Origin of the sequence: Nocardioides thalensis (assembly GCF_013410655.1) — a bacterium.
GTDB lineage: Bacteria > Actinomycetota > Actinomycetes > Propionibacteriales > Nocardioidaceae > Nocardioides > Nocardioides thalensis.
Genome location: NZ_JACCFP010000001.1, coordinates 1,464,305 through 1,478,352 on the forward strand (window position 1 = coordinate 1,464,305; position 14,048 = coordinate 1,478,352).

Consider the following 14,048-nt stretch of genomic DNA (forward strand, 5'->3'; position numbering starts at 1 on the left):
TACGCCGCACCGGGAGCAACCAAGTCTGTGATCACCCTCGAGTCGCCGCTCGTCTCCGTGCTGGGCGGCGCGCCCCCCGCCAAGCGCAAGAAGTTCGAGGAGGGCCTCGGCCTGCGCACGGTCGGCGACCTGCTGCGCCACTTCCCGCGCCGCTACCTCGAGACGGGCCGGCTGAGCCGGGTCGACAACCTCCACGTCGGCCAGATGCTGTGCGTGATCGGCGAGATCTCCCAGTGCGAGATCAAGACCTACAAGGACCGGCGCACGGGCCGACCGGCACACCGGGTCGAGGCGACGCTGCGCACAGACGGCCCGCCGCTGCGGATGACGTTCTTCGCCAAGCACGAGCGGACCGCCCGCTGGCAGGCCAACCGGGTCGCGGTCGGCCGCCGCGGAGTCTTCCTCGGCAAGGCCGACCGGTTCCGCAACGAGTGGCAGCTCACCAACCCGGCGATGACGATCTTCGGCCTGTCCGACGCCGCGGAGGGCGAGAACGACGTCGCCGAGATGATCGAGGAGATCGGCGACCTCTACCCGATCTACCCGCTGACCAAGGGCGTGGAGACCTGGGACGTCCAGCGCGCGGTGCGGTTCGCCCGCGACGTGATGGGCGAGGTCCCCGAGGTGCTGCCCGCCTCCGTGCGCGACGCCTACGACGTGCTCGACATCTCGACCGCCTACGCCTGGGTGCACGCGCCCGACGACCGCGACCAGGTCGACCGGGCGCTCCACCGCTTCCGGTTCGAGGAGGCCCTGGTCACCCAGCTCGTGCTCGGACGGCGCCGCCGGGCGCTGCGCGCGCAGGGCGCGACCCCACGCACCGGCGGCGGGGGAGCGCTCGCCGCGTTCGACGCCCGGCTGCCCTTCGAGCTCACCGCCGGGCAGGTCGAGGTCGGGGCGCAGGTCGAGCACGACCTGGCGCAGGCCCACCCGATGAACCGGCTGCTCCAGGGCGAGGTCGGCTCCGGCAAGACGCTCGTCGCGCTCCGGGCGATGCTGCGGGTGGTCGACTCCGGCGGGCAGGCCGCGCTGCTCGCGCCGACCGAGGTGCTCGCCCAGCAGCACTACCGGTCGATCGTGACGATGCTCGGCGACCTCGCGGAGGGCGGGGTGCTCGGCGCCCCGGAGCACGCGACCCGGGTCGAGCTGCTCACCGGCTCGATGACCAAGACCCAGCGCACCGAGCCGCTGCTCAACATCGTCACCGGCGAGGCCGGCATCGTGATCGGCACCCACGCGCTGCTCCAGGAGCAGGTGGAGTTCGCCGACCTCGGGCTCGTCGTCGTCGACGAGCAGCACCGCTTCGGCGTCGAGCAGCGTGCCGCGCTCGCCGACAAGGCGCGCACGCCACCGCACGTGCTGGTGATGACCGCGACGCCGATCCCGCGCACGGTCGCGATGACGGTGTTCGGCGATCTCGAGACCTCCACCCTGCGCGAGCTGCCCGCGGGCCGCGCGCCGATCCAGAGCACGGTGGTGCCGCTCGCCGAGCAGCCGGCCTGGCTCGACCGCGCCTGGCAGCGGGTGCGCGAGGAGGTCGGCAAGGGCCACCAGGTCTACGTCGTGTGCCCACGCATCTCCGGCGACGAGGCCGAGGCGGGCGAGACCGAGGTCGTCGACCTCGACGAGGACGGCAACCCGATCGCCCCGGCTCCCGGGGCCGCCGCGGTCGAGGAGGTCGTCGAGCGGCTCGCCGCCGGCCCGCTCGACGGCCTCCGGATCGGCCGGCTCCACGGCCGGCTGCCGGCCGACGAGAAAGACGCCACGATGCGGGCGTTCACGCGACGCGAGCTCGACGTCCTCGTCTCGACGACCGTGATCGAGGTCGGCGTCGACGTGCCCAACGCCACCACGATGGTGATCCTCGACGCCGACCGGTTCGGCGTCTCGCAGCTCCACCAGCTGCGCGGCCGGGTCGGCCGCGGCGGGCTGCACGGCCTGTGCCTGCTCGTGACCCGCGCCGAGCCCGGCACCCCGGCCCGGGAGCGGCTCGACGCCGTCGCCTCGACCACCGACGGCTTCCTGCTGAGCCGCATCGACCTCGAGCAGCGGCGCGAGGGCGACGTGCTCGGCGCGTCCCAAGCCGGCCGCCGGTCCAGCCTCGAGAAGCTGCGGGTGCTCCGCGACGAGGACACGATCGTCGCCGCCCGCGACGCGGCGGAGAAGCTGCTCGACGCCGATCCCGCTCTCGGCGACGCACCCCTCCTCGCCGACGCCGTCGCCGAGCTCGAGCGCTCGCAGCAGGCCGAGTTCGTGGACAAGTCGTGAGGGCCCGATGACCCGCATCATCGGCGGTGTCGCCGGCGGCCGCCGCCTGCAGACCCCGAAGGGCGACCAGACCCGGCCCACCTCCGACCGGGTGCGCGAGGCGCTGTTCTCGGCGCTCGACGTCTGGGCCGGCTCGTTCCACGACCTCCGGTTCCTCGACCTGTACGCCGGCAGCGGCGCCATCGGCCTCGAGGCGTGGTCGCGCGGGGCGGGCCACGTGACCCTCGTCGAGTCCGACCGGCGCACCGCCGACCTGGTGCGCGCCAACGCGCGCGCGATCGGCTGCGACGCGGCCGACGTCCGGAGCCGCTCGGTCAGTGCCGTGCTCGCCGAGCGGCCGGCGGCGCCGTACGACCTGGTCTTCAGCGACCCGCCCTACCCGCTCACGGACACGGCCCTCGCCGGCGACCTCGCGCTCCTGGCGGCCAACGGCTGGCTCGCCGACGACGCGCTGGTCGTCGTCGAGCGCGGCTCGCGCAGCCCGGAGCCCGCCTGGCCGGCCGGCCTCGAGCCGCTGCCCGGCAAGAAGGGCCGCAAGAAGTACGGCGAGACCACCCTGTGGTTCGCCACGACACCGGACGACCACTAACGTTCCGGCCATGACGCGCGCGGTGTGTCCCGGCTCCTTCGACCCGGTGACCAACGGTCACCTCGACATCTTCCGGCGCACCGCGGCGCTCTTCGACGAGCTCGTCGTGGCCACCGGCACCAACATGTCGAAGAACCGGATGTTCGACCCCCAGGAGCGGCTCGAGATGCTCGAGGAGGCCTGCGCTGACCTGCCGAACGTCAAGGTGATGGGCTTCACCGGCCTGATCGTGGACTTCTGCCGGGAGATCGGGGCCCAGGCGATCGTCAAGGGTCTGCGCGGCGGCAACGACTACGAGTACGAGCTGCCGATGGCGCAGATGAACGCCCACCTCACCGGCGTGGAGACGGTGTTCGTGCCGACCACCGCCTCGCTGGGCTACGTGTCGTCGAGCCTGGTCAAGGAGGTCGCCTCCCTCGGGGGAGACGTGTCCGGGTTGGTGCCGCCGGCCGTGCTGGAGCGGCTGACGGAGCGCCTGGCGTGACCGCCGACCGCGTTTTGCCCCATCTGTCACGCCCGACTAGCATTGATCCGATCTGTTTGTGCTTGGACCAGGAGTGATCACGTGACCAGCCTGGACCCGAGAGCGCCGCTCGTGCTCGACACTCGCGAGCTCGGGCGCCGCCCGGGGTCCCAGCGTCAAGTGACGCTCACGGTCCCGGCACCAGCAGATCTGGGCATCGAAGTTCTCACTGTCCCCGAAGGATCGCCGGTCGAGCTCGACCTGCGGCTGGAGGCGGTCATGGAGGGCGTGCTCGTCACGGGTACGGCGAAGGCCGGGCTCGAGGGTGAGTGCGCACGGTGCCTGGAGCCGATCCGAGACGACGTCGAGGTGGAGCTCCAGGAGCTGTTCGTCTACGACGACATCCGTGACTCCGAGGGGGCGGAGGAGGACGACGAGGTCAGCATGCTGCGGGACGACCTGGTCGACCTGGAGCCTCTGCTGCGGGACGCGGTGGTGCTCGCACTGCCGTTCCAGCCGCTGTGCATGCCGGACTGTCCCGGCCTGTGCCCCGAGTGCGGGGCACGACTGGCCGACGACCCCGACCATGCGCACGAGGCTGCGATCGACCCGCGGTGGGCGGCGCTCAGCAAGCTGGCCGACGACACGCAGCAGCCCGAACAAACCGAGCCCTGACCGGCACCGAAGATCCGAGGAGACAACCGTGGCAGTCCCGAAGCGCAAGATGTCGCGCAGCAACACGCGGCACCGCCGCTCGCAGTGGAAGGCCGTCGCCCCCACCCTGGTCGACTGCGCCAACCCGGCCTGCGACGCCAAGCACATCCCGCACCGCGCCTGCGGCACCTGCGGCCAGTACGGCGCCCGCGCCGACCGCCGTCAGGTTCTCTGACCCTCACGGTCGGAGCAGCGGCATCACTGCTCACACCGACACGGTGTACGGCGAGCTGCGTCGTGCGCTCGGCGAGCCTGAGCTCGACCCCGAGCTGCTCGACCGCGCGCTGACGCACCGGTCGTACGCCTACGAGAACGGCGGCCTCCCGACCAACGAGCGCCTGGAGTTCCTGGGCGACTCGGTGCTCGGCGTCGTCGTCACCGAGACGCTCTACCGCATGCACCCGGACCTCCCCGAGGGCCGGCTCGCGAAGCTCCGTGCGGCGGTCGTCAACGCCCGCGCGCTCGCCGGCGTGGCCCGCGAGCTCGACCTCGGGCAGTACATCAAGCTCGGCCGCGGCGAGGAGGCCACCGGCGGGCGCGAGAAGGCGTCGATCCTGTCCGACACCGTCGAGGCGGTGATCGGCGCGGTCCACCTCAGCGGCGGCATCGAGGTCTCCTCGGTCGTCGTCCACCGCCTGTTCGACCCGCTCATCGAGTCGGCCTCCGCGATGGGCGCCGGCCTCGACTGGAAGACGTCCCTCCAGGAGCTCGCGGCCGAGCGCGGACTCGGCGTCCCCGAGTACGTCATCGAGGACGACGGGCCCGACCACCAGAAGACCTTCACCGCGCAGGTCCGCGTCGGCGGTCGCCTCTACGGCAACGGCAACGGCCGTTCCAAGAAGGAGGCCGAGCAGGGCGCCGCGGAGACGGCCTACGGCGAGATCGTCGCCGACCTCGGCCAGCCGGCCTAGCGCCACCGTGCCCGAGCTCCCCGAGGTCGAGGTCGTCCGCCTCGGCCTCGAGCGCCACGTCGTCGGCGCCACGATCACTGCGGTCGAGGTCCTCCACGAGCGGCCGGTGCGCCGCGACCCGCGCGGCCCGTCCGGCTTCGCCGCCGCGCTCACCGGGCGCACCGTCACCGGCGCCCGGCGGCGCGGCAAGTACCTCTGGCTCCCGCTCGACAACGGCGACGCGCTGCTGGGCCACCTCGGCATGAGCGGCCAGATGCTCGTCCAGCCGGCCGGCGCCCCCGTCGAGCGCCACCTGCGCGTCCGGTTCGCGCTCGATTTCGGTGGTCGAGGAGGCCGCCCCGCGGAGCTCCGGTTCGTCGACCAGCGGATGTTCGGCGGCCTGCTGGTCTCCGCCGGCGGGGCCGGGCTGCCCTCCGAGATCGCGCACATCGCCCGCGACCCGCTCGACCCGGAGTTCGACGACGACCTCTTCGTCCAGCGGGTACGGCGCCGCTCGGCCGGCGTGAAGCGGCTGCTGCTCGACCAGGGGCTGATCTCCGGCGTCGGCAACATCTACGCCGACGAGGCGCTGTGGCGCGCCCGGGTCCACGGCGACCGGCCGGGGGAGCGGCTCACCCGGAAGCAGGTCACGGAGCTGCTCGGCCACGCGCGCGAGGTCATGGCCGCCGCGCTGGTCCAGGGCGGGACGTCGTTCGACGCGCTCTACGTCAACGTCAACGGCGAGTCCGGCTACTTCGACCGCTCCCTCCACGCCTACGGTCGCGAGGACCAGCCCTGCGACCGGTGCGGCACCCCGATCAGGCGGATCGCGTTCATGAACCGGTCGTCGTACTTCTGCCCGAGGTGCCAACCGGTCCCGCGGGTCCGCAGAGTTTGACCCAGCGCGTGTGAAGTGCGACTCTTGGAGACGGCCCTCCAGTCGAGGACGGGCCCTCTTCCCCCCAACCCAAGCGCCACCCGCGGGGTGGCGGGCGGGAACAGAGCAGGATTCGAACCGGAAGGTACACCTTCATGGCCAAGGCGCTGATCGGTCACCTGAACAGCGACCTGCGCGACCCCCGGCTCGCCGTCGAGAACGCTCGACTGCGCAACCGGGTGGCCGAGCTGGAGTCTCTCGTCCTCCGTCTCAGCGAGGAGAACGACAAGCTGATGGCGACTCGGGCCGCCTCCATCCTGGCCGACGACCAGGAGATGCAGCCGGCCTGACAGGCCCCTCACGGGCATCCGTAAATCGGGTGGCCGAGCATTCACGCGCGCCGTAGTTTTCTCCGGTGCGCCGCGTCCTCGAGCTGATCCTTCCCGCTCGACTCGGCGTCGGCTACCGCTGGCTGGTCGGCTCCAGCTGGATCTCCAACCTCGGCGACGGCATCGCCCTCGCCGCCGGGCCGCTGCTCGTGGCCTCGCAGACCCGCGACCCGTTCCTCGTGTCGCTCGCCGTCCTGCTGCAACGGCTGCCCTGGCTGCTCTTCGGCCTGCACGCCGGCGCGATCGCCGACCGGGTCGACCGGAAGCGCCTCGTCATCGTCGCCGACCTCGCCCGGATCGCGGTGCTCGCGCTGCTCTGCGCGACGATCGTCACCGGATGGGTCGACATCACGGTCGTGCTCGCCACCCTGTTCCTCGTCGGCGTCGCCGAGGTGTTCGCCGACAGCGCGTCGGGCACCCTGATGCCGATGCTGGTCGGCAAGGCCGACCTCGGCACCGGCTACGCCCGGCTCCAGTTCGGCTTCATCACGCTCAACCAGATCGCCGGGGCCCCGATCGGTGCGCTGCTCTTCGGAGTCGGACTCGCGGTGCCGTTCGGCGCCCAGATCGGGTGCGCCCTCCTCGGGGCGGTGCTGATGGCGCGGATCCGGCTCCCCGCGGGGCCGGTGCGGGACGCGGAGGGCACGCACGTGCGGCGCGACATCGTCGAGGGCGTGAAGTGGCTGCTCGGCCACCCGCCGGTGCGCACGCTCGCGCTGGTGATCTTCTCGTTCAACATCACCTGGTCGGCCTCGTGGGCCGTCCTCGTTCTCTACTCCCTCGAGGTGCTGGACATGGGCGCCGTCGGCTACGGGCTGCTGACGACCGCCGCAGCCGTCGGCGGCCTGGTCACGACGCCGTTCTACGGCTGGCTCGAGCGCCGCGTTCCGCTCGCCACCCTGATGCGGGTGTGCCTCCTCCTCGAGGTGGTGATGCACCTCGGGTTCGCGGTGACCACCGTCCCCTGGGTCGCGCTGGCGATCATGTTCGGGTTCGGCGCCTACGCGTTCGTGTGGGGCACGCTGTCGCAGGCCGTGCGGCAGCGCGCCGTCCCGATGGAGCTCCAGGGGCGGGTCGGGGCGGTCTACGCCGTGGGCGTCTTCGGCGGGATGGTGGTCGGCAGCGGGCTCGGCGGGGTGCTCGCCGACGTCTGGGGCGTCACGGCGCCCTTCTGGGTCGGCTTCGTCGGCTCCGCCGTGCTGCTGGCGCTGGTGTGGCGCCAGCTCGCCCACATCGCCCACGCCGACGACGAGGTGCGCGAGTCGGACGCCGTCCCCTAGTAACCTGAACGCGGTCACGCTTCCCCCGCGACCGCCCGCGTCCGCCGGCACGGCAGGATGGGGCGTTCGCGTCCGCGCCGCCGCACCACCGACCGTCGTCCAGCAAGGGGAGCCCGCGTGTATCTGAAGAGCCTGACCCTCAAGGGGTTCAAGTCCTTCGCATCCTCGACCACGCTGCAGCTCGAGCCCGGCATCACCTGCATCGTGGGCCCCAACGGCTCCGGCAAGTCCAACGTCGTCGACGCCCTCGCCTGGGTCATGGGCGAGGCCAGCGCCAAGAGCCTGCGCGGCGGCAAGATGGACGACGTCATCTTCGCCGGTACGTCGGGCCGCCCGCCCCTCGGTCGCGCAGAGGTCCTGCTGACCATCGACAACTCCGACGGCGCGCTGCCGATCGAGTACTCCGAGGTCACGATCAGCCGGACGATGTTCCGCACCGGCGGCTCCGAGTACGCCATCAACGGCACCTCGTGCCGCCTGCTCGACGTGCAGGAGCTGCTGAGCGACTCCGGCATCGGCCGCGAGATGCACGTGATCGTCGGCCAGGGCCAGCTCGACACGATCCTGCACGCCACCCCGGAGGACCGGCGCGGCTTCATCGAGGAGGCAGCCGGCGTCCTCAAGCACCGCAAGCGCAAGGAGAAGGCGCTCCGCAAGCTCGACTCCACCGAGGGCAACCTGACCCGCCTCAACGACCTGCTGAGCGAGATCCGCCGGCAGCTCAAGCCGCTGGGCCGGCAGGCCGAGGTGGCCCGGCGCGCGGCCACCGTGCAGGCCGACGTGCGCGACGCCCGCGCGCGGATCCTTGCCGACGACCTGGTGACCGCGCGCACCGCCCTCGAGCAGGAGCTCGCCGACGAGAGCCTGCTCGTCGCCCGGCGCGAGCAGGTCGAGACCGCGGTCGCCGCCGCCCGCGAGCAGGAGGCCGCGCTCGAGGAGGCCCTCCGCGAGGACCTGCCCGCGCTCTCGAAGGCCCAGGAGTCCCTGTCGTCGCTCGGCGCCCTCCGCGAGCGGCTGCGCGGCACCCAGTCGCTCGCCGCCGAGCGGGTGCGCAACGCGGCCGGTGTCGCGGAGGCCGAGGACCAGCAGGGCCGCGATCCCGACGAGCTCGACGCCGAGGCCGAGCGGCTCCACGAGCAGGAGCAGGAGATCCAGGCCCTCGTCGCCGAGCAGCAGACCGCGCTCGAGGCCGCCGTCGCCGCCCGCCGCGCCGCCGAGGAGGCCGCGGCCGCGGAGGAGCGGCGCGTCCAGGCGCTGCTGCGCGCCGCCGCCGACCGCCGCGAGGGCCTCGCCCGGCTGCACGGCCAGGTCAACGCGCTGCGCTCACGGGCGACCGCTGCCGAGGAGGAGATCGGCCGCCTCGAGACGACCCGCACCGACGCCCTCGCCCGCGCCGACCGCGCCCAGAAGGACTTCACCGCACTCGAGACCCGGGTGGCCGGGCTCGACGCCGGCGAGGAGGGCCTCGACGCCGAGCACGAGGCCGCCAGCGCCGCGCTCGACGACCTCGACGAGCGCCTCACCAAGCTCCGCGAGGAGGCCCAGCAGGCCGACCGCGACAAGTCCGCGCTCGCCGCGCGCAAGGAGGCGCTCGAGATCGGCCTGTCCCGCAAGGACGGCGCCGGCGCGCTGCTCGCCGCGAGCGACACGGTCTCCGGCCTGCTCGGCTCGGTCGCGGCCCTGGTCACCGTGCGCTCCGGCTACGAGGCCGCCGTCGCCAGCGCGCTCGGCGCCGCTGCCGACGCGGTCGCGGTCACCGACGCCGACGTCGCCGTCGAGGCGATCAGCCACCTCAAGGCCGACGACCTCGGCCGCGCCGGCCTCCTGCTCGGGGGCGGCACGGTCGACCGGTCCGGCTGGCCGCAGCTGCCCGGCGCGGCGACGTACGCCGTCGACGTGCTCGAGTGCCCCGACGACCTCCGCCCGGCCCTCACCCGGCTGCTGCACAAGACCGTCGTGACCGACGACCTGGCGGCCGCCCGGAGGCTGGTCGCCGACCTGCCCGACGTCGTCGCGGTCACCCGCGAGGGAGACCTGCTCGGCCAGCACTTCGCCGCCGGCGGCTCCGGCCACCAGCAGAGCCTGATCGAGGTGCAGGCCGCCGTCGACGAGGCGACGGCGGCCCTCGCCGAGGCCGTGTCCGCCAGCGAGCGGCTCTCGTTCGACCTGGCGCGGGTCGAGTCGGAGCGCGCCGAGGCCCAGCAGCGTGCCGACGTCGCCCTCGCCAAGCTGCACGAGTCGGACGCCACCCTGGCCGCCGTCGCCGAGGAGCTCGGTCAGTACGGCTCGCTCGCCCGCGCGGCGCGCGCCGAGGCGGAGCGGGTCAGCGAGGCGATCACGCAGGCCCAGGCCGCGCGCGAGCAGGCGCTGAGCGGGCTCGCGGAGCTCGAGGAGCGGCTCGCCTCCGCGGAGGACGCCGGCGAGGAGGAGCCCGACACGGCCGAGCGGGAGCGTCTCGCCGAGGAGACGAAGGCCGCCCGCCAGGCGGAGATGGAGGCCCGGCTCGCGCTGCGTACCTCCGAGGAGCGGGGCCGGTCGCTGCACGGCCGGGTCGACCAGATCCGCAAGGCCGCCCAGGCCGAGCGCGCGGCCCGCGTCCGCGCCGCCGAGCGCCGCGAGCGGCTGCTGCGGGAGGGCCGCGCCGGCCAGGCGGTCGCCCAGGCGGCGGCGTACGTCATCCAGCGTCTCGAGGTCTCGATCGAGGCCGCCCGCGCCGAGCGTGAGGCGGTCGAGCAGTCGCGCCGCGGTCGCGAGGACCAGCTGCGTGCGGTCCGCGCCCAGCTGCGCGAGCTCGCCAAGGAGCACGAGGAGCTCGTCAACTCCGTCCACCGCGACGAGATGGCGCGCACCCAGCAGAAGATGCGCATCGAGCAGATCGAGGGTCGCGCGCTCGAGGAGCTCGGTCTCGAGGCCGACTCGCTGGTCGAGGAGTACGGCCCCGACCAGCTGGTTCCGGTCGCGAAGGACCCCGCCGCCGAGGGCGACGAGACCGCCGAGCCGGAGACCAAGGCGTTCGACCGCGAGGAGCAGCTCAAGCGGCTCAAGGCCGCCGAGCGCGCGCTGCGCGAGCTCGGCAAGGTCAACCCGCTCGCGCTCGAGGAGTTCACCGCGATGGAGGAGCGCCACAAGTTCCTCACCGAGCAGCTCGAGGACCTTCGCGCCACCCGCAAGGACCTCCTCGACATCGTCAAGGACGTCGACACCCGCGTCGAGCAGGTGTTCACCGAGGCCTACCGTGACGTCGAGGCCGCGTTCGACCACGTCTTCAAGCGACTGTTCCCCGGGGGCGAGGGCCGCCTGGTGCTCACCGACCCGTCCGACATGCTGACCACCGGCGTCGAGGTCGAGGCCCGGCCGCCGGGCAAGAAGGTCAAGCGGCTCTCCCTGCTGTCGGGTGGCGAGCGGTCCCTGGTGGCCGTCGCGTTCCTGGTGGCGCTGTTCAAGGCAAGGCCGTCGCCGTTCTACATCCTCGACGAGGTCGAGGCAGCTCTCGACGACACCAACCTGGGCCGGCTGCTGGAGATCTACGAGGAGCTGCGCGAGAACTCCCAGCTGCTCGTCATCACCCACCAGAAGCGGACCATGGAGGTCGGCGACGCGCTGTACGGCGTCACGATGCGGGGCGACGGCGTCTCGACGGTGATCAGCCAGCGGCTGCGGGAGTCCGAGCCGGCCTGAGGAGCGCGCGGGACCGGCGGAGCCCCGGTCCGGCCGGACGATCAGTACCCGTAGAGCTCGAGGTCGCGGGCGTAGATCGCCTCCACCCGGCGCACCAGGTCGGGACGCCCGTCGTAGGGATCGGGCTGGCCGGACTTGCGGGAGTTGGGGATGAAGACCGGGACGTCCGGGAGGCCGGCCTGCTCCCGGATGAGGGCGAAGTCGGCGTCGAACCGCTCCAGTCGCCCGATGTGGTCGTAGGTGACCGCCCCGTGCATCAGGTTGAGGTGCTGCGGCCGCCAATGGGGATCCATCTCGCTGAGCGGGTCCTGCAGCTCCAGCGCGGACACGAACTGCTCGAACGTCAGCGGGGTGTCGGGGTCGACCTCGAGTCCGAGGACGGGTTGGAGCCGCGGGCCCCACTCGCGCTTCTGGAGGACGAACTTGGCGTACCAGGTCGACCGGGCGCGCGCGAGCGGGTCGCGGACGAAGCTGAACCTGTAGGCCGCGCCGTCCAGCATCCGCACCACCTTGCGCCACCCGATGTCGCGGGGCTTGGGCAGCCGGTTGTCCTTGTGCACGCGCTCCGGGAGGAAGTCGTGGTCGCCGGTGTAGGCGCGGTCGAGCCACAGCGTCATCGTCGAGCAGCCCGCCTTCGGGTTCTTCACGTAGACGCAGCCGAGCTCCGGCACGGCCAGGACGTGGCGGGCCAGGGCGCCGCGCGTGACCCAGAAGGCCTCGAGGTCGGGCAGGGCCAGCTGTTCGGTCACCGGTTCAGAGTACCGAGCGACGCCTCCCGCTCGGCGATCCGGCGCAGGGCAGCGTGCTGTGACTCCGGGATCTCCAGCTCGGCGAGGTAGTGGTCGAGGCGCTCGGGGTCGAGTCGCTGAACCGTCGTGGTGCCGGCGGTCTCCCGGGAGGGAGGAAACAGCTCGCCGGTCTCGCCGAGCCAGTGCCGCGCCACGTGGCGGTTGGAGTCGGCGAAGCGCGCCATGATCGCGTCCAGGTGCTGCGGCGCGAGAGTGAGCGTCGGTCCCCGGTCGGCCGACTCCGCGAGGCGCTGCGACAGGCGACCGTTGCGGATCTGCGCGGGCCTCACGCCTTCGTTCTCGATCCGGTGCAGGTTGTAGACCCGCAGGAACTCCACCGCCTCGGCGTCGAGGCTCTCGTTGCGTCGCGGGGGGATCTCGAGGGACGTGGCCGGGACGTCGATCTCGGCGGCGTCGAGGAAGTCCTGGTAGAGCGAACCGCCGGCGAAGTGCGCCGGACCGAACCGCCTGACGACGAGCGCATCGGGCGCCACGTCGCGCTGCCACGCGGTCAGCCGGGACCCATAGTCGTAGTGGGCCGAGCGCGCGCGGGCGGCGGCGAACGAGTCGATGCGCTGGGTGTCGCCACCGCGGACGCTCTGCTGGTAGGCGCTGATCAGGTGATCGTCCTGGCGCCGCAGGTAGACCACGACCCGGGTGCTGCGCGCGAAGGGCGCGACCAGCTCCCGGACGGCCGGGAGCCGGCCGGCATGCCAGAGGTACTCCTCCGACAGGATGGCCCGTGGCTGACCGGACTCGTGCAGCTCGGCTGCGAGCCGCCGCGGGAACCGCGCCCGGAAGACGTCAGGGTCCGGGTAGTCGCCGGTGACCCAGGCCCCGGTCCGTGCGAGCTCGGCATCGGACTTCACGTAGAAGCCGACACGCACGTGGCGCACCTTGCCGGGAGTCCGCGGGTAGAGCCACCCGCCGGCCGCGAGGGCGGTCTCGTTGCCTCGGAGGAAGTGCTGGATCGAGGTGCTGCCGGCCTTGTTCATGCCCACGTGCAGCACCAGGTCCACCAGCGTGCCGCCGGCGCTCATCGTGCGGCTTCCCGCTCCGCGATCGCACGGACGGCGGCCTGCTGCTCGGCAGGGATCTCGAGCAGCTCGAAGTAGTGGTCGAGCCGCGCCGGGTCGAGGCGCTGGTCGGTCGTCGTCGACCGGGACGCCCGGCGCGGCCCGAAGAGCTCGTCCCCGGCGAAGTACGTCGCGGCGACCTGCCGGTTGGTCGCCGTCCACTGGCCCATGAACCTCGTGAACTCGTCGTCAGCGAGCGTGAGCGTCGGGCCGTCGGCCCCCAGGCGCGTGAAGAGCGGCCGGTTGTTGATCACTCCGGCCACCGCGCCCTCGTGCTCGACGCGGTAGAGGTTGAGGATCCGCAACAGCTCGACGGCCTCGGCGTCGAGGCTCTCGTTCTGCGACTCCACCGGCTTGAAGCGATCGAGGGGAGCCTTGATCGCCGCCGCGTCGAGGAAGTCCTGGTAGAGGCCGCCCGCGCCGAACCGCGACGGCTCGAAGCGGCGGACGACGAGCTGGTCGGGCCGCACGACCTGTTGCCACGTCGTGAGCCGGGCTGCGTAGTCGTAGGTGGGGGTGTGGTCGAGGCGCGCGAACTCCGCGAGCGTCTCGGTGGCGCCGGTCTTCACCGCTTGTTGGTAGCGACTGACGAGGTGATCGTCCTGCCGGCGCAGGTAGACGATGACCCGCACCCGGTCGGCGATCCGCTCGGCGAGCGACCTGAGTCGCAGGAGGGCCTCGTCGGAGAGGCTGTAGAGCGCCTCGTCGGACATGATCACCCGCTTGGGCGCGGCCTCGGAGATCTCGGTCGTCAGGCGGCGCTCGAAGTCCGCCCGGAACGCGTCGAGGTCCCCGTGGCCCGCTCGAGTCCACTCGACGATGCGCGCGAGCTCCGCCTCGGTCTTGACGAAGAACCCGAGCTGGGTGTGGCGGGCCCTGCCGGGCGCGTGCGGGTAGAGGATCGCTCGGCGCGCCAGGCGGGGACGGTTGATCCGCAGGAACTGCTGGATCGACGAGGTGCCGGTCTTGCCCGTCCCGATGTGGAGCACGAGACCGGGGCGGGACACGATCAAGAGACTAACGAACCCAGCGGTTA

The 14,048-nt window shown here is 72.6% G+C and carries 13 protein-coding genes; 10 read left to right on the forward strand and 3 right to left on the reverse strand.

The genetic code is table 11. The annotated features are described in order from the left end of the window. Nucleotides 1-27 precede the first annotated feature (27 nt). The 10 genes from HNR19_RS07260 (at nt 28) to smc (ending at nt 11,148) form a co-directional block, all read left to right on the forward strand. Nucleotides 28-2,268, forward strand: coding sequence for a DEAD/DEAH box helicase (locus tag HNR19_RS07260; protein ID WP_179667287.1), 2,241 nt, complete (start codon nt 28-30; stop codon nt 2,266-2,268). Between the two features lie 7 nt (nt 2,269-2,275). Beyond that, entirely contained in the window at nt 2,276-2,857 is a 582-nt protein-coding gene (rsmD, locus tag HNR19_RS07265) for a 16S rRNA (guanine(966)-N(2))-methyltransferase RsmD (protein ID WP_179667288.1), read from the forward strand. A gap of 10 nt (nt 2,858-2,867) precedes the next feature. Beyond that, on the forward strand, nt 2,868-3,341 hold the full coding sequence (gene coaD / locus HNR19_RS07270; protein ID WP_179667289.1) for a pantetheine-phosphate adenylyltransferase: 474 nt from the start codon (nt 2,868-2,870) through the stop codon (nt 3,339-3,341). An 81-nt stretch (nt 3,342-3,422) separates the two neighbouring features. Next, the gene (locus HNR19_RS07275) at nt 3,423-3,995 is read left to right on the forward strand and encodes a YceD family protein (protein WP_179667290.1); all 573 of its coding nucleotides are present in this window, start codon (nt 3,423-3,425) and stop codon (nt 3,993-3,995) included. Nucleotides 3,996-4,023: 28 nt separating this feature from the next. Then, a complete protein-coding gene (gene rpmF, locus HNR19_RS07280) occupies nt 4,024-4,209 on the forward strand; it encodes a 50S ribosomal protein L32 (protein WP_179670150.1) in 186 nt (61 codons plus the stop codon). A gap of 22 nt (nt 4,210-4,231) precedes the next feature. Continuing rightward, nucleotides 4,232-4,945 carry a ribonuclease III gene (rnc, locus tag HNR19_RS07285; RefSeq protein ID WP_179670151.1) on the forward strand — a complete coding sequence of 238 codons (714 nt, stop codon included), beginning with the start codon at nt 4,232-4,234 and terminating at the stop codon, nt 4,943-4,945. A gap of 7 nt (nt 4,946-4,952) precedes the next feature. Next, nucleotides 4,953-5,822, forward strand: a complete 870-nt coding sequence (gene mutM / locus HNR19_RS07290) for a bifunctional DNA-formamidopyrimidine glycosylase/DNA-(apurinic or apyrimidinic site) lyase (RefSeq protein WP_179667291.1) — start codon at nt 4,953-4,955, stop codon at nt 5,820-5,822. A 134-nt stretch (nt 5,823-5,956) separates the two neighbouring features. Then, entirely contained in the window at nt 5,957-6,151 is a 195-nt protein-coding gene (locus HNR19_RS07295; RefSeq protein ID WP_179667292.1) for a hypothetical protein, read from the forward strand. 65 nt (nt 6,152-6,216) lie between these two features. Beyond that, the gene (locus HNR19_RS07300; protein WP_179667293.1) at nt 6,217-7,470 is read left to right on the forward strand and encodes an MFS transporter; all 1,254 of its coding nucleotides are present in this window, start codon (nt 6,217-6,219) and stop codon (nt 7,468-7,470) included. A gap of 117 nt (nt 7,471-7,587) precedes the next feature. Then, nucleotides 7,588-11,148, forward strand: a complete 3,561-nt coding sequence (gene smc / locus HNR19_RS07305) for a chromosome segregation protein SMC (RefSeq protein WP_179667294.1) — start codon at nt 7,588-7,590, stop codon at nt 11,146-11,148. Between the two features lie 41 nt (nt 11,149-11,189). Here smc and HNR19_RS07310 read toward each other — a convergent pair whose 3' ends face one another. Genes HNR19_RS07310 through HNR19_RS07320 form a run of 3 tightly spaced genes read right to left on the reverse strand, consistent with a single transcriptional unit; the run spans nt 11,190 to nt 14,019 of the window. Continuing rightward, nucleotides 11,190-11,897, reverse strand: a complete 708-nt coding sequence (locus HNR19_RS07310) for a sulfotransferase family 2 domain-containing protein (protein WP_179667295.1) — start codon at nt 11,895-11,897, stop codon at nt 11,190-11,192. Beyond that, nucleotides 11,894-12,976 (reverse strand): hypothetical protein, encoded by a 1,083-nt coding sequence (locus HNR19_RS07315; protein ID WP_179667296.1) that lies wholly within the window; start codon nt 12,974-12,976, stop codon nt 11,894-11,896. Before HNR19_RS07315 ends, HNR19_RS07310 begins: the two co-directional genes overlap by 4 nt. Continuing rightward, the gene (locus HNR19_RS07320) at nt 12,973-14,019 is read right to left on the reverse strand and encodes a hypothetical protein (RefSeq protein WP_179667297.1); all 1,047 of its coding nucleotides are present in this window, start codon (nt 14,017-14,019) and stop codon (nt 12,973-12,975) included. Before HNR19_RS07320 ends, HNR19_RS07315 begins: the two co-directional genes overlap by 4 nt. Nucleotides 14,020-14,048 lie beyond the last annotated feature (29 nt).